Annotated in this window: 15 protein-coding genes; 5 read left to right on the forward strand and 10 right to left on the reverse strand. The window is 60.1% G+C overall.

The genetic code is table 11. From position 1 onward, the window contains the following. Position 1 precedes the first annotated feature (1 nt). A complete protein-coding gene (locus AC3IUF_RS19120) occupies positions 2-1,699 on the reverse strand; it encodes a glutamine--tRNA ligase/YqeY domain fusion protein (protein ID WP_123376214.1) in 1,698 nt (565 codons plus the stop codon). Between the two features lie 250 nt (positions 1,700-1,949). Between AC3IUF_RS19120 and AC3IUF_RS19125 the strand changes: the two genes are divergently transcribed. Next, on the forward strand, positions 1,950-2,456 hold the full coding sequence (locus tag AC3IUF_RS19125; protein WP_007912469.1) for a peptidylprolyl isomerase: 507 nt from the start codon (positions 1,950-1,952) through the stop codon (positions 2,454-2,456). Then, complete coding sequence (gene lpxH, locus AC3IUF_RS19130) at positions 2,453-3,199, forward strand: UDP-2,3-diacylglucosamine diphosphatase (RefSeq protein WP_007912467.1); 747 nt, start codon at positions 2,453-2,455, stop codon at positions 3,197-3,199. The genes AC3IUF_RS19125 and lpxH overlap by 4 nt, the downstream gene beginning before the upstream one ends. A gap of 291 nt (positions 3,200-3,490) precedes the next feature. On the opposite strand, the gene AC3IUF_RS19135 is transcribed toward lpxH, so the two are convergent. From AC3IUF_RS19135 to AC3IUF_RS19170, 8 genes are all read right to left on the reverse strand, one after another. Beyond that, on the reverse strand, positions 3,491-5,020 hold the full coding sequence (locus AC3IUF_RS19135) for a DHA2 family efflux MFS transporter permease subunit (RefSeq protein ID WP_007912465.1): 1,530 nt from the start codon (positions 5,018-5,020) through the stop codon (positions 3,491-3,493). Positions 5,021-5,157: 137 nt separating this feature from the next. Further along, positions 5,158-6,360 (reverse strand): HlyD/EmrA/EmrK family protein, encoded by a 1,203-nt coding sequence (locus tag AC3IUF_RS19140; RefSeq protein ID WP_008082123.1) that lies wholly within the window; start codon positions 6,358-6,360, stop codon positions 5,158-5,160. A gap of 15 nt (positions 6,361-6,375) precedes the next feature. Further along, positions 6,376-7,845 carry an efflux transporter outer membrane subunit gene (locus AC3IUF_RS19145; protein WP_489278988.1) on the reverse strand — a complete coding sequence of 490 codons (1,470 nt, stop codon included), beginning with the start codon at positions 7,843-7,845 and terminating at the stop codon, positions 6,376-6,378. After that, complete coding sequence (locus AC3IUF_RS19150) at positions 7,835-8,317, reverse strand: MarR family winged helix-turn-helix transcriptional regulator (protein WP_077573642.1); 483 nt, start codon at positions 8,315-8,317, stop codon at positions 7,835-7,837. The genes AC3IUF_RS19145 and AC3IUF_RS19150 overlap by 11 nt, the downstream gene beginning before the upstream one ends. A 229-nt stretch (positions 8,318-8,546) precedes the next feature. Beyond that, entirely contained in the window at positions 8,547-9,863 is a 1,317-nt protein-coding gene (locus tag AC3IUF_RS19155; RefSeq protein WP_489278990.1) for a hypothetical protein, read from the reverse strand. Between the two features lie 118 nt (positions 9,864-9,981). Beyond that, positions 9,982-13,659: a translocation/assembly module TamB domain-containing protein gene (locus tag AC3IUF_RS19160; protein ID WP_489278992.1), complete on the reverse strand. Its 3,678-nt coding sequence runs from the start codon at positions 13,657-13,659 to the stop codon at positions 9,982-9,984. Next, complete coding sequence (locus tag AC3IUF_RS19165; protein ID WP_489278994.1) at positions 13,656-15,383, reverse strand: autotransporter assembly complex protein TamA; 1,728 nt, start codon at positions 15,381-15,383, stop codon at positions 13,656-13,658. Before AC3IUF_RS19165 ends, AC3IUF_RS19160 begins: the two co-directional genes overlap by 4 nt. 66 nt (positions 15,384-15,449) lie before the next feature. Then, positions 15,450-16,100, reverse strand: a complete 651-nt coding sequence (locus tag AC3IUF_RS19170) for a GNAT family N-acetyltransferase (protein ID WP_007912451.1) — start codon at positions 16,098-16,100, stop codon at positions 15,450-15,452. Positions 16,101-16,420: 320 nt separating this feature from the next. Between AC3IUF_RS19170 and xthA the strand changes: the two genes are divergently transcribed. Together xthA and AC3IUF_RS19180 are read left to right on the forward strand one after the other, a co-directional pair. Next, a complete protein-coding gene (xthA, locus tag AC3IUF_RS19175; RefSeq protein ID WP_489278996.1) occupies positions 16,421-17,233 on the forward strand; it encodes an exodeoxyribonuclease III in 813 nt (270 codons plus the stop codon). A 188-nt stretch (positions 17,234-17,421) separates the two neighbouring features. Continuing rightward, positions 17,422-18,756, forward strand: coding sequence for a substrate-binding domain-containing protein (locus AC3IUF_RS19180; protein WP_489278998.1), 1,335 nt, complete (start codon positions 17,422-17,424; stop codon positions 18,754-18,756). A gap of 157 nt (positions 18,757-18,913) precedes the next feature. Here AC3IUF_RS19180 and AC3IUF_RS19185 read toward each other — a convergent pair whose 3' ends face one another. Then, complete coding sequence (locus AC3IUF_RS19185) at positions 18,914-20,143, reverse strand: acyl-CoA dehydrogenase (protein ID WP_007917231.1); 1,230 nt, start codon at positions 20,141-20,143, stop codon at positions 18,914-18,916. Positions 20,144-20,300: 157 nt separating this feature from the next. Here AC3IUF_RS19185 and AC3IUF_RS19190 point away from each other — a divergent pair, with 157 nt between their 5' ends. Continuing rightward, on the forward strand, positions 20,301-21,236 hold the full coding sequence (locus tag AC3IUF_RS19190) for a LysR family transcriptional regulator (RefSeq protein ID WP_007917233.1): 936 nt from the start codon (positions 20,301-20,303) through the stop codon (positions 21,234-21,236). Positions 21,237-21,252: the final 16 nt, after the last annotated feature.

The raw sequence follows: 21,252 nt of genomic DNA on the forward strand, positions 1-21,252 counted from the left end.
ATCACTGGCCCCACGAATCACGCAGGGTCACGGTACGGTTGAATACCGGCTGACCTGGTTTCGAGTCCTTCAAATCAGCGACGAAGTAGCCTTCGCGCTCGAACTGGAAACGGTCTTCCGGCTGTGCATTGCCAAGCGATGGCTCAGCACGACAACCGGTGAGCACCTGCAGCGAATCAGGGTTGATGTTGTCGAGGAAACTCGCGCTGTCTTCGGCCTTCTCAGGGTTGGCCGAACGGAACAGGCGATCGTACAGACGCACTTCGCACTCGACGCTGGCCGCGGCCGGCACCCAGTGGATCACGCCTTTGACCTTGCGGCCTTCAGGGTTCTTGCCGAGGGTTTCCGGATCGTACGAGCAACGCAGTTCGACGATGTTGCCATCGGCGTCCTTGATCGCTTCGTCGGCACGGATCACGTAGCTGCCGCGCAGACGCACTTCACCGGCCGGCTCCAGGCGCTTGTAGCCCTTCGGCGGCTCTTCCATGAAGTCGTCACGGTCGATGTAGATTTCCCGAGCGAATGGCAGCGCGCGTACGCCCATGTCTTCTTTCGGGTGGCGCGGCAGTTCGAGGTTTTCGACCTGGCCTTCCGGGTAGTTGGTGATGACGACTTTCAGCGGACGCAGCACGCACATGGCGCGTGGCGCGGTGTGATCGAGGTCGTCACGGATGCTGAATTCGAGCATGCCGAAGTCAACCACGCCATCGGAACGGTTGGTGCCGACCATTTCGCAGAAGTTGCGGATCGATTTCGGCGTGTAGCCACGGCGGCGGAAACCCGACAGCGTGGACATGCGCGGATCGTCCCAGCCATTGACGTGCTTTTCATCGACCAGCTGCTTGAGCTTGCGCTTGCTGGTGATGGTGTAGTTGAGGTTCAGACGGCTGAACTCGTACTGACGCGGGTGCGCCGGCACTGGCAAGGCGTCGAGGAACCACTCGTACAGCGGACGATGGCTTTCGAATTCCAGGGTGCAGATCGAGTGGGTGATGCCTTCGATGGCGTCCGACTGACCGTGGGTGAAGTCGTAGTTCGGGTAGATGCACCACTTGTCACCGGTCTGGTGGTGATGCGCGTGACGGATGCGATACATGATCGGGTCACGCAGGTTCATGTTCGGCGAGGCCATGTCGATCTTCGCACGAAGCACGCGGGCGCCGTCCGGGAACTCACCGGCGCGCATACGCGCAAACCAGTCGAGGTTTTCTTCAACCGAACGGTCGCGGAACGGGCTGTTCTTGCCCGGCTCGGTCAGGCTGCCACGGTATTCCTTGGCCTGCTCCGGGGTCAGGTCGTCGACGTAGGCCTTGCCAGCCTTGATCAGCTCGACGGCCCAATCGTGCAACTGGTCGAAATACTGCGAGGCGTAGCGCACTTCGCCGGACCACTCAAAGCCCAGCCATTTGACGTCGGCTTCGATCGCGTCGATGTATTCCTGATCTTCCTTGGCCGGGTTGGTGTCGTCGAAACGCAGGTGCGTGACGCCGCCGAACTCCTGGGCCAGGCCGAAGTTCACGCAGATCGACTTGGCGTGGCCGATGTGCAGGTAGCCGTTGGGCTCCGGCGGGAAACGGGTGACGATCTGGGTGTGCTTGCCCGAGTCCAGGTCTGCCTGGATGATCGGCCGCAGGAAATTGACCGGCACGGCAGGGCCGGACTTGGCATTCGAGGTAGGGTCGACAGTGGGCTTGCTCATAGGATCCTTGACTTACATGTGCGCGGCCGCAGAGGGGGCCAGACAAAACAAAGCCGCTATCATAGCCGATGCTGTCAAGGGGCTGACAGAGCACGGCCTATAAAGGAGCGCATTTAATCGCAGGGATTTGGAAAAACTGCCTCGAAATTCGCGCCTGTCACGCTAAACTGCGCACCTTGGCCGATGGGCTGAACCGGTAACGGGTCGAAATGTCCCATTACCCACGAATTCCTTATAAAGAGTAGCGATCATGACTCAAGTCAAACTGACCACCAACTACGGCGACATCGTCATCGAACTGGACGCGGAAAAAGCGCCGATCACCGCTGCCAACTTCCTCGAATACGTTAAAAACGGTCACTACGAGAACGTGGTATTCCACCGCGTGATCAAGGGCTTCATGATCCAGGGCGGCGGTTTCGAGCCTGGCATGCAAGAAAAGAAAGACAAGCGCCCAAGCATCCAGAACGAAGCCGACAACGGCCTGAAGAACGAGAAGTACACCCTGGCCATGGCTCGCACCATGGACCCGCATTCGGCCTCGGCGCAGTTCTTCATCAACGCCACCAACAACAGCTTCCTCAACCACACCGCCAAGACCGCTCAGGGCTGGGGCTACGCCGTATTCGGTAAAGTGGTTGCCGGCACTGATGTCGTCGACAAGATCGAAGGCGTTGCCACTACCTCCAAGGCCGGTCACCAGGACGTGCCAAAAGACGACGTGATCATCGAGAAAGCCGAGATCATCGAAGCGTGATATTGCTGATTTCAGACTTGCATCTGGAAGAGGAGCGCCCGGACATTACCCGGGCGTTTCTGGATTTGCTCGCCGGACGCGCCCGCTCGGCGAGTGCGCTGTACATTCTCGGCGACTTCTTCGAAGCGTGGATTGGCGACGACGCCATGACGCCCTTCCAGCGTTCCATCTGCCAGGCCCTGCGCGAACTCAGCGACAGTGGCACGGCGATTTTCCTGATGCACGGCAATCGCGACTTCATGCTTGGCAAGGCCTTCTGTAAACAGGCCGGCTGCACTTTGCTGAAGGATCCGAGTGTCGTGCAGTTTTACGGCGAGCCGGTGCTGTTGATGCACGGCGACAGCCTCTGCACCCGCGACGTCGGCTATATGAAGCTGCGGCGTTATCTGCGTAATCCGATCACGCTGTTCATCCTGCGTAACCTGCCCTTGAGCAGCCGCCACAAACTGGCGCGCAAGCTGCGCAGCGAAAGCAAGGCACAGACGCGGATGAAGGCCAATGACATTGTCGATGTCACGCCTGAAGAGATTCCGCGGATCATGCAGGAATTTGGCGTGAAAACCCTGATCCACGGGCACACCCATCGCCCGGCGATTCACAAGCTGCAGCTTGGTGAACAAGCGGCGAAGCGGATTGTGCTGGGGGATTGGGATCGTCAGGGTTGGGCGTTGCAGGTGGATGAGAGCGGCTACGCGTTGGCGCCGTTCGACTTCGCTCCGCCGCTGGCTTTGCCGCACGGCTAAAAGCTTTACCCCCTCACCCCAGCCCTCTCCCCCAAGGGGGCGAGGGGGAAAGGGAGCCGATCTCTATGCTTTTCAAAACCTGAGTTCGACTCGGTATTGCAAGTCGGTGTACCTCAAACAATCAACTCGGTCAGTCCCCTCTACCCTAGTGAGCGAGGGGATATGGGAGCCGATCTCTGTGCTTTTCAAACCTGAGTTCGACTCGGTATTGCAAGTCGGTGTATCTCGAACATCCACCACGGTCAGTCCCCTCTCCCTCCGGGAGAGGGTTAGGGTGAGGGGCTTTTGACTTTAGTGCCCTGAAGCCGCCGGCCCCGCCTTCGCGGCAAACGGTGGCTTAGCCAGCCACACAATCAGAATCAACCCCATAAACCCCCAGCCCAGCAGCGTGAAGTAATCCACGGTGGAGAGCATGTACGCCTGGCTGGTCAGGATCTGATCCATCTGCGCATAAGCCGACTGGCTCGCCCCGCCCAACTGATTCAAGGTCTCGCGGGTCGCCGGTTCGAAAGTGCTGATGCTTTCACTCATATACGCATGATGCTGATCCGCGCGGCGAATCCAGATCCACGTGGTCAGCGACGCCGCAAAGCTACCGCCCAATGTCCGCAGAAAAGTCGCAAGACCCGCGCCATCGGCAATCTGGCTCGGCGGCAAGTCCGACATCAGAATACTCAAGGTCGGCATGAAGAACAGCGCAACACCAATACCCATGAACAACTGCACCAACGCGATGTGCTGGAAGTCCACCTCATTGGTGAATCCCGCCCGCATAAAGCAACTCAAACCAATCGCCAGAAACGCCAATCCGGCCAGCAATCGCAGGTCGAACTTGTTGGCGTACTTGCCGACAAACGGCGACAGCAGCACCGGCAAAATACCGATCGGCGCCACGGCCAGACCCGCCCAGGTTGCGGTGTAGCCCATTTGCGTCTGCAACCACTGCGGCAGGATCAGGTTGATGCCGAAGAACCCGGCATAACCCAGCACCAACACCAGCGTGCCGATGCGGAAGTTTCGGTACGCGAACAACCGCAGATTCACCACCGGATGCTGGTCGGTCATTTCCCAGATAACGAACACCGCCAGCGCGATCACCGAAATCGCCGCGCCGATGATGATGAAGTTCGACTCGAACCAGTCCAGATCATTGCCCTTGTCGAGGATCACCTGCAACGCGCCAACACCAATGATCAGCGTGATCAGGCCGACGTAATCCATCGGCTGACGGCTGGTTTCCACCGGACGTTTGGCCAGTTGCGAACGCACCACCATCACCGCAAAGATGCCGATCGGCACGTTGATGAAGAAGATCCACGGCCAGCTGTAACTGTCGGTAATCCAGCCGCCGAGAATCGGCCCGGCAATCGGCGCGACCACCGTGACCATCGCCAGTAACGCCAGGGCCATGCCGCGCCTGGCGGGCGGATAAACTGCGATCAACAGGGTCTGCGTCATCGGGTACAGCGGGCCGGCGACCAGACCTTGCAGCACACGGAAGCCGATCAGTTCCGGCATCGACGTCGAGATACCGCAGAGAAACGAGGCCAGCACGAACAGAATGGTGGCCCAGAGAAACAGCTTCACCTCGCCGAACCGACGGCTAAGCCAACCGGTCAGCGGCAGCGCAATCGCGTTGCTCACGGCGAACGAGGTGATCACCCAGGTGCCCTGCTCCGAACTCACCCCGAGGTTGCCGGAAATCGTCGGCAGTGCCACGTTGGCGATGGTGGTGTCGAGCACTTGCATGAACGTCGCCAGCGACAGGCCGATGGTGCTGAGCAACAGGCTGGGCGGCGTGAAAGAGGCGTTATTGCTCATTGTGAATCCTATGAAACCTGATGGTCGCCGCAGCCCTGTAGGAGTGAGCCTGCTCGCGATAACGGTGTATCAGTCGAGGAATTGGGTCTGACACACCGCTATCGCGAGCAGGCTCACTCCTACAAAGTCAGTGCAGGTCAGCGTTGTGCGGTTTTGCTCACCGCTGCGCTGTTGTCGTGGATCAACTGCGCAATCATCGCGTCGGCTTCAGCCAGTTGGCGGTCGTAGACATTGGTGCTGAACGACGCTTTCTGCGGTGGCTGCTGTGCGAGCACCGGGCCGCTCTGGTCGTGCAGGTTCACTTCAACGTTGGTCGACAGACCGACGCGCAGCGGATGCTTGGCCAGTTCTTCGGCGTTGATGTGAATCCGCACCGGCACACGCTGCACGATCTTGATCCAGTTACCGGTGGCGTTCTGCGCTGGCAGCAGAGCAAACGCGCTACCGGTGCCGGCGCCGAGGCTGTCGACGGTGCCGCTGTACTTCACGTCGCTGCCGTAGATGTCGGACTCGATATCGACCGGCTGACCGATGCGCATATCACGCAGTTGGGTTTCCTTGAAGTTGGCGTCGATCCACAGTTGATCCAGCGGAATCACCGCCATCAACGCCGTGCCCGGCTGCACGCGCTGGCCGAGTTGCACGGTGCGTTTGGCGACGTAACCGGTGACCGGCGCAATCAACGTGCTGCGGGCATTGGTCAGGTAGGCCTGACGCAGATCGGCAGCGGCCGACATCACGTCCGGATGCGACGACACCACGGTGTCATCAACCAGCGCGCTGGTGGTTTTCAATTGCTGTTTGGCGTTGGCCAGGGCGTTTTGCGCCGAGGTCAGGTCGTCGCGAGCGTGGGACAGTTCTTCCTGGGAAATCGCCCCGCCCTGCGCGAGGTTTTTCCGGCGGTTGTAGTTGTCCTGGGCTTTCTGTACTTCGGCCTGTTGCGCGTTGACCTGAGCTTTCATGCCATCAACGTTGCTATACAGACCGCGCACCTGACGCACGGTACGCGCCAGTTTCGCCTGGGCACTTTGCAGGCCGACTTCAGCGTCGTTCGGGTCGAAGTTGATCAACACCTGACCTTCGTGAACCAGATCACCGTCATCCGCGCCAATGCTGACCACGGTGCCGGTCACCAGCGGCGTGATTTCGACAACGTTACCGTTGACGTAGGCGTCGTCGGTGCTTTCGTTAAAGCGCCCGATGAATTCGTGATACGCCCAGACGCCGGCGCACGCGAGTGCAACCACAACGGCGAGCACCAGCAGCATGACTTTGCGTTTGCGCGGGTTGCCGGTGTCCGGGGTGTTGCCTTGAGCTTGGGTGTTTTCGGCAGTGGCCATGACAAGTACCTTGAATTAGTTGTGCGGCGTGGCTGGGCTGGCGTTGGCTGCGGTCAGGGTGTCACCCTGGAAGCCGCCGCCCAGCGCTTGCATCAGTTGAATCGACAGGTCGATCTGCTCGGCATTGAGGTTGGCCAGTTGACGCTGGGCCTGCAGTAATTGCTGCTCGATGCTGAGCACGTCCAGGTAGTTGCCGATGCCGGAACCGTAACGCTGGACGACGGTGTTGTAAGAGTCCTGGGCAATGTCGGTGGCGTGTTGCTGCGCACCGATCTGCCGGCCGATGTCACGCAACTGGTTGATCGTGTCGCTGACGTCGCCCAGTGCCTTCACCAGACTTTTGTTGTACTGCGCCACCGCCAGGTCGTAATCGGCGTCGCGAGCATCGAGGTTGGCGCGCAGGCGTCCACCGTCGAAGATCGGCACCGAAATGGTCGGGGCAATGTTGAAGAAGCGACTGGCCGAGCCGAACATCGCGTCACCCAAAAGGGATTCGGCGCCGGCCGAGGCCGTCAGGTTCAGGTTCGGATAGAACTGGGTTTTCGCCGAGTCGATATCCTTGCTCGCCGCTTCTACACGCCAGCGCGCAGCGACCAGATCCGGGCGCCGACCGAGCAGTTCCGCCGGCAACACCGACGGCACGGCGACGGCGCTGGCTTGCAGGACTTTCGGTCGGGCGATTTCGTTGCCGCGATCCGGGCCTTTGCCGAGCAGTACGGCCAAGGCAATCTTGGCGCTGTTCAAGCGTTTTTCTGCGTCGATCAGGCTGGCTTCGGAACTAGCTTCCAGGCTCTGGGTTTGCTGGAACTGGTACTGGCTGTCGATCCCGGAACTGAGGCGACGCTGGCTCAGGTCGAGCATCTGCTTGGTGCGCTTGAGGTCTTCGTTCGCCAGGTCATAAACGATGTGCGCCTGACCGAGATCGCTGTAGGCACGAGCGACATCGGCAGCAAGCGTCAACTGCGCAGCCTGACGATCAACTTCAGCGGCGCGGGCCTGACCGAGTGCAGCTTCCCAGGCATCACGCTGGCCGCCCCAGAGGTCGAAGTTGTAATTGAAACCGGCGCTGACGTTACGCACGGTGGCGTAGGCATCACCCTGCCCTCGCGGGTCCTGATCCTTGGCCAGACGCGAACGGCTGATGCCGGCGCTGGCGTCGAGGGTCGGATAACGTTCGGCATCGGCGGCGTACGCAGCGGCGTTGGCCTGATGCGCGCGGGCTTCGGCGATTTGCATGTCCGGGCTGTCGTGCAGGGCTTCGTGGATCAAGCCGTCGAGTTGCGGATCGCCGAGGCTGGTCCACCAGTCGCTTTTCGGCCACGCGGCCGGCGACAGCGTTACGCCACTAAGCGATTGGCCAGTTTTCAGGGTTTTCGCATCGAGGCTCGCACCGGAAGTATCGAGGCCGCTGTAGTTGGCGCAACCGGCGAGGATCATCGCCGACAGCACCAGCGTCAGGCTGCTGCGCAAGGTTTTACCGCTCATTGTGTTCACCTAAGCGCTGGATGGTGATCGGGTCACCGGCTGCCAGCAGGATTTTCTTGAGGATGTATTCCAGGGTCTTCAACTCGTCCGGAGTGACGGCGCCCGCCAGTTCATTCATCGCATCGGCGCCGATGTGCGGCAGGCGATCGGCCAGTTGCTGGCCTTGCTCGGTCAGCTTGAGTTGCACCTGACGGCGATCGCCTTCGCTGCGCTGGCGAGCCAGAAAGCCTTTCTGCTCCAGACGATCGAGCATGCGTGTCATCGAACCGCTGTCGAGCGACAGATGCCGGCACAGCTCGGCCGGGGTGTCGACGCCGAACTGGGCCATGATGATCAACACCTTGAACTGCGCGGCGGTGATGCCGTGGGGTTCCATGTGGGTGTCGATGATCCGGTCCTTGAGCAGCGCAGCACGGCCAAGCAACAGGCCGAGATGGCAATGTTTGAATTCGTCCGGGGTGAAATGCTTCATTTGCTCACCTAATAACTGCCTAGGCAGTGAATGTATGTCGAGATGTTACTGCCTAGGCAGCGAATGTCAACGCAATAGTTAGGCTGCTTTGCAATTAGTTGACCAGTGGAGTTGGTTTTTGTGTTGCACAGGCGGACGCCATCGCGAGCAGGCTCACTCCTACAAGGGAACGCATTTCAAATGTAGGAGTGAGCCTGCTCGCGATTGGAGCGACTCGGTGTGAAGTCGGTCAGGATTCGTCAGTTGGATGCACAGGTGGCGGCTGCACAGGATGTACCTCGCGCCCCCGCAACGCAGCGCCCACATACCCAAACGCACGCTTGCTCACCGCATAAATGCTGTGCCAACCCGGCGGTGCCGGCTCGATGGCGGCATGCAACGCCCGCGCATAATCGAGCACCAGTCCGGGCGTCCACGCCATCGCCTCTGCCCGTTTGCGCACTTGCGCGGCAACCCAGAACTCGGGGCTGAAAATGACCCGGGCGAAATCCAGCATGCTCGAATGGCCCCGGTTCATCGCTCCCTCAAGGGCCGCTTCGAGGCTATGAGCGACGGCGCTGGAACAATTGCGACTGGTGAGGTTGTACGTGCTGTTCTGCCGATACGCAGTCCAGAACGCATGCAAACGCCGGGCGTCGTAGTGGGCAAAACTGACCTGCACCGAAGACGGACACCAGTCAGCCACCTCCCCCGCATAATCCGGCAAAAACCTGCCGGCAACATCGTTGTTCGGCGTCGCCCGCAGCAGTCGCACAAAATCCCCCGCCGAACGATCGATGTCGTCCTGCGGGTAATGGCTGATGTAAATGTCCGGGCCACATTCCAGCGCCGCATGACCGGCGGAGATCACGCCGTTGATATCGACCGCCGCGATGTAGCGGTTGAGCAGGCGGTTGCGCACTAAGGTGTCGTCGACGGTGCCACTGGGGGTCCAGACGTGAATCACCATCGCGTCGCTGCTGGTCGGCGCACTCACTGCAGCAGGACTCGTCAGCGGCAGCTGGTTTTTGAAGCGCACGGCTTGCCGCAACAAGGCGCAACCGGTCAGGAAAAGGCTCATGCCAATGCAAAACGGCACCGTGCCCTTATACAGCGTCGGATACGGCTCGAGGATAAACACGCCAAAGCCGATTTCGAACAACCCCGCCAGCAACGACACCTGCCAACCGACAAAGCGCACCACCAGCGCCGCCGCCAACCGAAAGCCGCCATCGAGCAGAAAAGCCCCACCAAACAGCACCGCCAGAATCAGCCCGGCGGCATGTTGCCGGTCGACGATCAGCAGCCCCAGCAAGAGAAAAGCCAGTCCGCGCGCTCTGCGCAGGGCCGCAGCGGTCCCGGCTTGTGGTGCCGGCACCAGCAGGATCAGCGCTTCGAGCAGCAACAGATAGCCGAAGAGATGCAGCGGGAAATACAGCACGCCGTCCAGCGCATCAATGAAGATGCCCACACCGGCCGCGCCCCAGACAATGCCCGTCAACGCCAGCGCGGACCAACGCTTGCGGACAAAGTCCTGACCGAGCAAGACCATACTCAAGCGGATCATAGGCGTCTCTGTTGTTTTCGGGCAGCCGCCAATCGCGCAGCATTCAAGTAGCGCTGAGTCTAATTCATTCTGCAAAAGCCGGATCGCAGCGACGCGACCCGGCGATGGGAAACGCGCGTTAGAAATCGCGCTTGTAGAAGATATCCAGCGAACTGGCCACGCCACTCGCCGCTTCGACATAAACCTTCTTGCTCAGCTTGTAGCGCAGCGCGATGGTGCTGGCCGGTTCAAACACGCCCACGCCATAACGCAAACTGAGCTTCTCGGTAATATTGCCGCTGGCCACAACACTGGTGGCATCGCCGCTGCCCGCCGTGTCGAGCTGGAAGTCCTGAATCCCCAGATCCTTGGCGAGGCTGCTGGTGACCCCGGAACTGCCCATCAAGCCCAGACCCAACGCCGCTTGCGCGAGCATGTTGTTGTCTTCGCCGTTGGTGCTCAGCGGTCGGCCGAGGACCAGATAGGAAAGCGCCTGCTCCTGGCTCATCGCCGGCTCGGAGAAGATCTGTGTGGTCGGCTGCTCGGCGCTGCCGCTCAGGCGAATACCGGCAATCACGTCGTCGGTCTGGCGGATCGCTTCGATGTCCAGATACGGTTGATCGAGGGGGCCGGCGAACAACAGACGTGCACGGCGCACTTGCAGGCGCTGGCCGTAGGCACTGTAGCGGCCGTCGTTGAGCCACAACTCGCCACGGGTGTCCATGTTGTCGCCGATGTGCACATGACCTTGCACATTGGCGGTCAGGCCGAAACCGGCGAAGGCCAGTTTGTCTTCGCCGACCACCACGTCGATGTCCATTTTCATCGCCAGCGGTGGTTTGCCCTCTTCGGTCTGCGCGCCGACGATGATCGTGTCATCGGAGACTTTTACCGTTGATGGCGGCAATTCACGCACGGTAATTTCGCCTTTGGGCACCTGCACTTTGCCGGCGATTTTCAGCTCGTCGCCGGCCATGGAAATCTTCAGGTCCGGCGCCACTTCCAGCTTGGCGTACGGCTCGACGGTGACCGGCAATTGCGTGCCTTTCAACGCCAGATCGACCACCAGCGCCTGCCCCCAGGCCACATTGCCGTTCAGACTGCCCTGCCCGCTCTTGCCGCTTTTCCAGCCGCCGTCGAGGCGTACCGATTCGCCGGCAATCAGGGCGGTGAGTTGCAGATTTTGCAGTTCCATCGGCAACTCGGCGCCGGACACTTCGCCGTCACTGAGCTGCACGGTGCCGTTGACCAGCGGTGCAAGCAATCCGCCGGAAATCGTGCCGCTGCCATTCAGGCGGCCGGTGAGCTTTTCAACCATCGGCACAAACGGCCGCGCCACCGACAGATCCAGCCCGCTGAGGCGGAACGAGCCGCTCAGCGGTTTGTTTTTCGGCAGTGGATTGAGCTGCGCCTGCACCAGCAACTCGCCGAGTTTGCCGCCGACGAAATTGAGTTCGGTGTCGACGCGCTTGGGCGTGAGTTTGCTGGTGAGTTTCAGGGTCTGATACGGGAAATCCAGCCACTGGTCCTTTTCCTTCATGCGCAAGGTGCCGCCGCTGGCGTCAATGCTGACCACGCCGTTGGGGCCGCTGGCCGGCAGATCCAATTGCAGATCGGCGTTGAGCTTGCCCTTCCAGGCAAAGTCTTTCGGCAACCATTGCGCGAGGCTTTCGATCGGGAACTGCTTGAGGTGATAGCGCAGTTTCGGCTCTGGCATCAGCCGCTGATCTTCACCGCACAGGCTGGCGTCGCCGGACATCCAGCAATGCGCGCCGAAGTTGATTTTGCCGTCGGCCAGACGTTCTAGCTTGGCCGGGCTTTGCAGTTTCCAGTCCTGGCCACCGGCCTGAATGTCGCCGCTGGCTAAACGCCCGCGCCAGTTGCCCTTGTCCAGATTGCCATCCAGACCAAGGGCCAGTTTCAGTTTCGGCCCGATCAGGTCGAGGTTGAGTTTCTGGTTCTTGATGTCGCCTTGGGCGCTGGCGGTCAACACGCCCAGGTTGGTGTCACCTGCCTGAATCCCGCTGCCTTTCAGATCGATTTTCGCCCGTTGCGCGCTGTCGAGGGTGGCGTCGAGATTGAGGCTTTGCAGGCGATTGTCCTGGAACGCCAGTTGCGAACCTTGCAGGCAAAGTTTGCCCTGCGGCGCCTTCAGCGTGCCGGCCACATTGACCTGGCCGTTGACCTGCCCGCGCAGTTGCGGCCAGAGCTGAGCCAGGCGCGACAGCTTGATGTCGATCTGCCCGGTGAGTTTCTGTTGCAGGCTGCCCTTGCCGTTGATGCTGTTGTCACCGAGGCGGATTTGCAGGGCATTCAGGTTCCACTGCTCACCCGCGCCGTCAGCCTTGGCCTGGAGAATCGCCGGTTGGCCACGCAGTTTGCCTTTCAAGTCGAGATCGGCGGTGAGGCTCAGCCGTTCATTCTTCATTTCGCCTTGGCTTTTCAGTGGCCCGGCCAAAGTGCCCGGCAACTCGGCGACCCAGTACGCCGGGTTGAGTGCTGACAACTCCAGTGCGGTGTCCCAGGCGATGCCGTCGGCGAACTGCACATTCACATGGCCTTCAGCCTTGCCCTGCCCGGCTTGCATTTTCAGTTGCGGTAAAGCGATCTGTTTAAGACTGCCGCTGAACGGACTGCTCAGGGTAAACGCGCCCGCCGGGCCATCCAGTGCGGCGTCGAAGTTACCGAGGTATTGACCGTCGGTGTAGGAGACTTCGCCAGTGAAGGTACGCAAGGCGACTTGGGGCTCGTCGATTTCGTTATAGAGCCGGTGCCACGGAAAATCCTGCCAGTTGATATTGGCTTGCGCGCTGAGGCCTTTGCTCCAATCGACACTGCCAGTGAGTTTCAGGCTTTGTTTATCGTTGGCCGTCAGGTCGAGGCCGGCAATCTGCGCGCCGCTGGCGTCGACTTTGCCTTTGAGCAACAGCGCCACCGGGCCTTTGTCGGCGGGCAGCGTGGCGTTGCCGTTGAGCTGGTAGCCGTTTTTCAGGTCGCCTTCGCCGGTCAACACCAGTTGATTGAGTTGCAGAGTGTCCGGTAAATCAGCGCTCGGTTTGAACGCCTCGGAGGTGATGCGCACTTTCGCCGGCAGGTTTTCAACCAGCGGTTGCAGTTCGCCGCTCAACTGGCCGTCGAGGTAACCACGGCTGTCGGCGTGCAGGTTGAGGGTTTTCAACAGGTCGCCGTCGACTTTCAACGACAGTGTCCACGGCCCCGTGCCCGGGGATGGCAGGGTCAGGTCACCGGCGATGTTCAACGGCCAGTTGCCGCTAGGTTCAAGTGTGCCGGACAGGTTCAGGCTGAGGTCGTCGCGCTGCAATTTCACGCTGTCGATCTGCATGCCTTGCGCGGTCCAGTGCGCCGCCAGTTGCAGGCCCTTGAGCTGTTCGCTGCCGTTGAACAACAGGCTGCCAACCTGCACGTCGCCCAGCTCGATGGCCACCGGCAATTGCAGATCCGGCAGTTTGATCGGGCCGCTCTCAGTGGTTTCTTCACTCGGCGGGAATTGCAGAATGACCTGATCTGCCTTGAGCTGTTCGATGCACAGGGTCATGCGCGTCAGGCACAGCGGCGACCAGGCGAAGATTGCCTTGTTCAGTTCGACGCGGCTGCTGCTGTCCTGCTGCCACAGCAGATGATCGGCACTCCATTGTCCGCCGAGGCGTCCCTGGAAATTCTCCACTGTCAGACCCGGTACGAGGCCCAGCACCCAGCGGCTGCCGGCCGCCGTGCCGAGTAAGGCGGTGACACTCAACACAATCAACAACACCAGCGCCAACAACGCCAGCGCCGTAATTTTCAAACCACGCTTCACAGCTCAGGCCCCATGGAAAAGTGCAGCCGGATGCCGCCATCGTCGTCGAGTGCGTGGGCCAGGTCGAGGCGGATCGGCCCCACCGGCGAGACCCAGCGCACACCAATACCGACGCCGGTCTTGAGGTTCGGCAGTTCGAGTTTGTTGAAAGAGTTGCCCTGATCGACGAAAGTCGCGACGCGCCATTTCTCGGCGATCGAGTATTGATACTCGACGCTGCCGGCGACCATGTAACGCCCGCCGATCCGGTCACCGTCGGAGTTTTTCGGCGACAGACTCTGGTAATCGTAACCGCGCACGCTCTGATCGCCACCGGCGAAGAAGCGCAGCGACGGCGGCACCGAGTTGTAGCCGTTAGTGGCGCTGCCGCCGACCTGCACACGACCAAGGAAGCGGTGTTTGTCGAATACCGTGGTCAGGCCTTTGACCAGCGCGGTGCCATATAAAAGGTTGTTGTCCGAGCCGAGGCCTTCCTTCGCCACCTTGCTTTCGAAGCTCAGGCGATAGCCGTTGTGCGGGTCGATACGGTTGTCGCTTTTCAGGTACGAGTAGCTGATGCCGGGCATCAGCAAAGTACTCAGGCCTGAGTCGTCACCGAGTTCGTATTCTTCGCGCTGCCATTTCAGCGAGATCACCCGCTGCCAGCCGCTCGGCAATTTGCTGTGCCATTCCGGGCCGAAGGTCAGCAGCTTGCTCAGCGTATCGGAGCCGTCGATGTCTTCGAATTGATAGCCTCCGGCCCAGCGCAGTTTGTCGGTCAGTGGCGGGTCGAGCGGGATGTCGTAGAACAAGCCGACGTTTTGCCGTGGCGCCGACAGCTCGGCTTCCCAACCATAGCTGTCGCCTTGCGGGTTGACCCAGTGGCGGGTCCAGTTGGCTTTGATGCGCGGGCCGACGTCAGTCGAATAACCGAGGCCCAGGCCCATGGTCCGTGGCTTGCGCGTGTCAAGTTTGACCTCCACCGGGATCACGTCATTTTTCGCCGTGGTCGGTGCGGCATCGACGCGTACGCCCTCGAAATAACCGCTCGATTGCAGATCCCGGTTGAGCTCGGCGATCAGCTCGGAGTCGTACGGTTCGCCTTCCTTGAACGGCACCATGCGTTGCAGCAGGTCTTCGTCGAACGGCGTGTCACCTTCGAATTTGACTTTGCCCAGCGCATAACGCGGGCCGCTGTCGTAGATCAGTTCGATGTCGGCCACCCCGGCGCGCGGGTCGACCATGAGTTTTTGACTGGTGAAATGGCCACTGAAGAAACCGAAGCGCGAGGCCTGATTCTGAATAAGTCTTTTGGCGTCTTCGTAACGCCCATGGTTGAGCACCGCGCCGGACTTGAGCGCATCGCTTTTCGGTACACGAAAGGATTTGAGCGAGGCAGCCGGGCCGTCGACACGAATGGTGACGTTGCGCAGGTGAATAGGCTCGCCGGGATCGATGTTCAACACCAAGCGCGGTTTGTTGCCACCCTTGACGTCACTTTCAATCTGCGGCTGGTAGTAGCCCAACGCCTGGGCCGCCTTGCGCGCCTGCTCTTCGGCACCGCGACTGAAGCGCTGCAGGGCTTCTTCGTCACGGTCGCCGAGACTGCCGATATAGCCTTCTATATTGGCCTTGAGTTCATCGTTGGACGGTTTGATCCGCACATCCAATTCACTTTGCGCCAGCGCCGCGCAGCTGGTTAACAGCATGAGCACGCCACTGGTAAATCTTCCTGGAAACTTCATAGGCGCGGATGCTATCACGGGCTTGGGAGCGTGATAGAACAGGAAATTTCCCAAGAAGTTCGATTGTTATGCTGTTGCAGTTTGTAACACCTGCGGGTTGGCATGGAAAAATACGTGTTCGCGCACCGGTCCGACGGCAACCTCGCCGATCTCCTCGTAACCCTGCCTTTTATAGAATTCCAGATAACGCGGGTTGCCGGTGTCGAGCACCACACCTTGCGAGGTTTCGTCGACCGCGCACCAGTTGTGTACCGCCGTCAGCAATTGCTCGCCGAAATGTTTGCCCTGGAACTGCGGGTGAATCCCCAGCAGCGGCAGCATGTGCACGGAATCGCTGGGCACGCAGGCGGCAACGGCATCGTGGTATTCAAGGTAGCGGCGGGTGCAGCGGAAACCGGTGCTGAGCACCATGCGCAGGCGCCACGCCCAGCTTTCGGTGATGCCCAAACGGCGTTGCGGTGGCGCGATCAGGGCGATGCCGATCAGGCGGTCGTTGACCAGCAGGCCGATGGCCGGCAGATCCTGCAGAAAGTGTTGTTTGACCAGTTCGCGCACCGTTGCCCGCACGCGCTGTTCGTAGCCGGGGCGCTCAGCTTCGAACAGGTAGCCGAAGGTCGGTTCGTGGCGATAGGCCTGATAAAGCAGCGAGCGGGCTTCGCGCGAGTAGCCGCGGTCGAGCATATGAATGTCGGCGATGGCGGTCTGGGTTTCAGGCATGACGGTGATTCTCCCCGGGCGCGTTCAAATGGCGGCGCTCTTGTTGGTACGAACCTTTTGGCAGTGACACAGTTCCCCACAGGTATAGACCAACTCGGGATCTTCATCGACCGGGTTGGCCCCATCGCTGGCAAGCCAGCTCCCACAGGTTTCTCTGGTGTACATGAATGTTATGAACGACGCGGACATTGTGGGAGCTGGCTTGCCAGCGATGGGGCCCTCTGAGGCAACACATGTCCCACAGGCCAAAATGATTTCTCCCACACTGGCCCCCATCCCTCATGTCAGCTAGCATCGCCCTTTTGCCAGGACTGCCGACCATGAAGATCGTTTCCTTCAACATCAACGGACTGCGCGCCCGTCCGCATCAGCTGGCAGCGCTGATCGAAAAACATCAGCCGGACGTCATCGGCCTGCAGGAAACCAAAGTCCACGACGACCAGTTCCCGCTCGAAGAAGTCCGCGCCCTCGGCTACCACGTGTACTTCCATGGCCAGAAAGGCCATTACGGCGTGGCAATGCTCTCGCGTCAGGAACCGATCGCCATCCACAAAGGCTTCGCCACCGACGAAGAAGACGCCCAGCGCCGCTTTATCTGGGGCACCTTCGCCGACGCCAATGGCGTGCCGGTGACCATCATGAACGGCTATTTTCCACAGGGCGAAAGCCGCGACCACCCGACCAAATTCCCGGCCAAGCAGCGTTTCTACAGCGATCTGCAAACGCTACTGGAAAGCCAGTTCCACAACGAGCAGCCGCTGGTGGTGATGGGCGATGTGAACATTTCCCCGGAAGACTGCGACATCGGCATCGGCCCGGACAACATGAAGCGCTGGCTGAAAACCGGCAAATGCAGCTTCCTGCCGGAAGAACGCGAGTGGATGGAGCGCTTGAAGAATTGGGGCCTGACGGATAGCTATCGCCACCTGAACCCGGACGTGACCGATATGTTCAGCTGGTTCGATTACCGCAGCCGTGGGTTTGAGGATGAGCCGAAGCGTGGCCTGCGCATTGACGTGATTCTGGCGTCGCATGGTTTGTTGCCACGGGTGAAGGCCGCCGGTGTTGACTATGAATTGCGCGGGATGGAAAAACCGTCCGATCATGCGCCGATCTGGCTTGAGCTCAGCTGATCCCCAGCCTTACGCAATACCTGTAGGAGTGAGCCTGCTCGCGATAGCGGTGAATCAGACGACATAAATGTTGACCGGTACAACGCTATCGCGAACAGGCTCACTCCTACATTGAATCGGTGTCATCTTTCGGTCATGCGCCTGACTTAATCTCCCCGGCAATCCCCTTGGCTTGATTCGGTGCCGGCATGACCCTGCGTGTTCTGTGCGTTTTTCTCTTGAGTGCGTGGCTGACGGTTTCGGCCGCCGCCCTGCCCCTTCCTGAAAACGGCCCGGCGCTGCGCATTCAAGGCTCCAACACCATCGGCGCCGAACTCGGCCCGGCACTGGTCGAAGGCCTGCTGCAGGAACAGGGTTTGCTGAAGATCCACCGCGAAACCCCGGACACCGCTAATGAATTGCGCATCGTCGGCCAGACCCACGAAGGCAAACGCGTGGTCGTTGAAGTCGCCGCCCACGGTTCCAGCACCGGTTTCACCGCGTTGAAAAATGCCAGCGCCGACCTGGCGGCGTCCTCTCGCGAGATCAAGGACAGTGAGCTGCTCAGCCTGCAAACGCTTGGCGATCTGAAAAGCCCGGCCGCCGAGCAAGTCATCGCCATCGATGGCCTGGCGATCATCCTTCATCCCGACAATCCACTGCATCAACTCGACACAGAGCAACTGGCGCGGATCTTCAGTGGTGAGGTGAAAACCTGGGAAGACCTCGGCGGACGTGGCGGCGCCATTCATTTATACGCGCGCGATGATCAGTCCGGTACCTACGACACGTTTAAGGAATTGGTCCTCAGCCGGCGTGGGAAAAGTCTGAGCAGCAACGCGAAAAGGTTTGAGTCCAGCGAGCAATTATCCGACGCCGTCAGCGCGGATCCGCAAGGCATCGGTTTCATCGGTTTGCCTTATGTGCGCCAAGCCAAAGCCGTGGCGATTGCCGATGGCGCTTCGCAGTCGATGCTGCCGCTAAACAGCCTGATCGCCACCGAAGACTATCCACTGTCGCGGCGCTTGTTCTTCTATCTGCCGCCCGACAGCAAGAATCCGTGGGCAAAGGCATTGGTGAGATTTGCGCAAAGTCGTCAGGGCCAGGCAATTGTCGCCGCCAACGGTTTCATCAGTCAGACCGTGCATGCGATGAGCGTCGCGCCGAATGCGCTGATGCCCGAGGGTTATCAATCCCTCAGCCGTCACGCCCAGCGTCTGACGGTGAATTTCCGGTTTGAAGAAGGCAGCGCGAGTCTGGATAACAAGGCGCGGCAGGATCTGGCACGGGTGTTCGACTATATAAAGCGCCATGACAAGACCGAGCGCGCGGTGACATTGGTCGGGTTTGGTGATGCCAAGGACGACCCGGCGCGGGCGGATCTGCTGTCGAAGCTGCGGGCGATGGCGGTGCGGCGGGAGTTAGTGAAAAACGGCGTGGTGTTGCGTGAGGTTCGTGGCTTTGGCGCGTTGATGCCGGTGGCGGCGAACAATGCGGATGAGGGCAGGATCAAGAATCGGCGGGTTGAGGTTTGGGTGTATTGAGTCTGATGTTGATGTGTTGCACCTGCTGACGCCATACCCGATCGTTCCCACGCTCTGCGTGGTAACGCCGCCATGGACGCTCCGCGTCCACTGTGACGCAGAGCGTCACGGGATGCATTCCCACGCAGAGCGTGGGAACGATCAACGCGGTGCTGAATCAGCGCTCGCTTCGCAGCATCTCCTTCGGCACATACTTGCCTATCTCGAACTTGCCAATCGCCGCGCGGTGCACTTCGTCCGGGCCGTCGGCCAGGCGCAGGGTGCGTTGCATGGCGTACATGTAGGCCAGCGGGAAATCGTTCGAGACCCCTGCCCCACCATGCATCTGGATCGCCCGGTCGATCACGCGCAGCGCGACGTTCGGCGCAACAACCTTGATCTGCGCGATTTCGCTCTTCGCCACTTTGTTACCGACGGTGTCCATCATGTACGCCGCTTTCAACGTCAGCAGACGTGCCATGTCGATTTCCATCCGCGAGTCGGCGATCTTGTCGACGTTACCGCCCAGACGTGCCAGCGGTTTGCCGAAGGCAGTGCGGCTCACCGCACGTTTGCACATCAATTCCAGTGCACGTTCGGCCATGCCGATCGAGCGCATGCAGTGGTGAATCCGGCCTGGGCCAAGACGACCTTGAGCGATTTCGAAGCCGCGCCCTTCGCCGAGCAGGACGTTTTCGTACGGCACGCGCACGTTGTCGAACAGCACTTCGGCGTGGCCATGCGGAGCGTCGTCGTAACCAAACACCGGCAGCGGACGAACGATTTTTACCCCGGGAGTATCGACTGGCACGAGGATCATCGAGTGCTGGGCGTGGCGCGGCGCATCTGGATTGCTCAGGCCCATGAAGATCAAAATTTTGCAGCGCGGATCACAGGCGCCGGAGGTCCACCATTTTTTACCGTTGATCACCCACTCATCGCCGTCACGCACGGCGCGGGCGGCCATGTTGGTTGCATCTGAGGAGGCCACGTCCGGTTCGGTCATGGCGAATGCCGAGCGGATTTCGCCGCGCAGCAACGGTTCGAGCCAGCGCTGTTTCTGTTCTTCGTTGGCGTAGCGCACCAGCACTTCCATGTTGCCGGTGTCCGGCGCCGAGCAGTTGAACGGCTCCGGGCCTAACAGCGAGCGGCCCATGATTTCTGCCAGTGGCGCGTATTCGAGGTTGCTCAGACCGGCACCGAGTTCCGACTCCGGCAGGAACAGATTCCACAAACCTTCGGCTTTGGCCTTGGCTTTGAGCTCTTCCATGATCGCGGTCGGCTGCCAGCGATCGCCTTCGGCAACCTGGCGTTCGAACACCGCCTCAGCCGGATAAACGTAAGTGTCCATGAACGCGGTCACGCGCTCACGCAGTTCTTGCACCTTGGGCGAATAAGCGAAATCCATGATCAATTACCTTCTTGGGCAGAGGTTGTTCAAGTCATGCAATCGATGCTAGAACAGCGCTGATAATTTACCTAGCCTATTCTCGGCGTGTATAAACATTCATCACCGATATATGATCCAGTGATCGTCAGCCCTTAAAAACAAGAGAAGCCGCGTTATGAATCTGAGCAAGGTCGACCTCAACCTTTTCATCGTCTTCGACGCGATTTACACCGAAGCCAACCTGACCCGCGCCGGGCAGATTGTCGGCATCACTCAGCCGGCGGTATCCAACGCCTTGGCCCGGTTGCGCGAAACCTTTAACGATCCACTGTTCGTGCGCACGGCTCAGGGCATGGTGCCGACACCGATGGCACAGAACATCATCGGCCCGGTGCGTAACGCGCTGTCGTTGCTGCGTGTGTCGGTACAGGAAAGCCGCATTTTCAACCCGGCACAAGCGGTCAAGACTTACCGCATCAGCATGACCGACCTCACCGAGGCGGTGATTTTGCCGCCGCTGTTTCAGCGCCTGCGCCGCCTGGCGCCGACGGTGATCATCGAAAGTTTTCTGTCCAAACGCCGCGAGACCACCAAAGAGCTGGCCGCCGGGCGTCTGGATTTCGCCGTGGATGCGCCGCTCAACACCGACCCGCAGGTGCGCCACGTCAAGCTGATGGAAGACCGCTACGTCTGCGCGATGCGCAAAGGGCATCCGATGGCGGGCAAGGAAAAGCTCTCGCTGGATGATTACCTGTCGCTGACCCATATCCATATTTCCAGCCGTCGCAGTGGCCTGGGTTATGTCGATCTGGCGCTGGGCAAAATGGGCATTCAACGCAAGATCGCCCTGCGTTCGCAGCACTATTTGATGGCATCGCAGGTGATGCAGCAGACCGACATGGTCATGACCGTGCCGGAGCGCTTTGCCCGTCGCCATGAACTGCAGGCGTTTAATCTGCCGGTGAATGATGTGCCGCCGGTGGAGACGCATCTGTATTGGCATGAAAGCACTGACCAGGATCCGGCGAATCGCTGGATGCGCGAGCAGATGATCGAGTTGTGCCAGCAGGTGACGGCGCAGGAGAAGAAGCTGGATAAGCAGGTGGTGTAAAGGAAAGATCAAAAGA

The organism is Pseudomonas sp. KH_040, assembly GCF_057839305.1.

Bases quoted from the DNA above. Each gene is read 5' to 3' on its own strand.
- AC3IUF_RS19120 (WP_123376214.1), bottom strand. From the start codon at position 1,699: ATGAGCAAGCCCACTGTCGACCCTACCTCGAATGCCAAGTCCGGCCCT.
- AC3IUF_RS19125 (WP_007912469.1), top strand. From the start codon at position 1,950: ATGACTCAAGTCAAACTGACCACCAACTACGGCGACATCGTCATCGAA.
- AC3IUF_RS19135 (WP_007912465.1), bottom strand. From the start codon at position 5,020: ATGAGCAATAACGCCTCTTTCACGCCGCCCAGCCTGTTGCTCAGCACC.
- AC3IUF_RS19140 (WP_008082123.1), bottom strand. From the start codon at position 6,360: ATGGCCACTGCCGAAAACACCCAAGCTCAAGGCAACACCCCGGACACC.
- AC3IUF_RS19145 (WP_489278988.1), bottom strand. From the start codon at position 7,845: ATGAGCGGTAAAACCTTGCGCAGCAGCCTGACGCTGGTGCTGTCGGCG.
- AC3IUF_RS19150 (WP_077573642.1), bottom strand. From the start codon at position 8,317: ATGAAGCATTTCACCCCGGACGAATTCAAACATTGCCATCTCGGCCTG.
- AC3IUF_RS19155 (WP_489278990.1), bottom strand. From the start codon at position 9,863: ATGATCCGCTTGAGTATGGTCTTGCTCGGTCAGGACTTTGTCCGCAAG.
- AC3IUF_RS19165 (WP_489278994.1), bottom strand. From the start codon at position 15,383: ATGAAGTTTCCAGGAAGATTTACCAGTGGCGTGCTCATGCTGTTAACC.
- AC3IUF_RS19170 (WP_007912451.1), bottom strand. From the start codon at position 16,100: ATGCCTGAAACCCAGACCGCCATCGCCGACATTCATATGCTCGACCGC.
- xthA (WP_489278996.1), top strand. From the start codon at position 16,421: ATGAAGATCGTTTCCTTCAACATCAACGGACTGCGCGCCCGTCCGCAT.
- AC3IUF_RS19180 (WP_489278998.1), top strand. From the start codon at position 17,422: ATGACCCTGCGTGTTCTGTGCGTTTTTCTCTTGAGTGCGTGGCTGACG.
- AC3IUF_RS19185 (WP_007917231.1), bottom strand. From the start codon at position 20,143: ATGGATTTCGCTTATTCGCCCAAGGTGCAAGAACTGCGTGAGCGCGTG.
- AC3IUF_RS19190 (WP_007917233.1), top strand. From the start codon at position 20,301: ATGAATCTGAGCAAGGTCGACCTCAACCTTTTCATCGTCTTCGACGCG.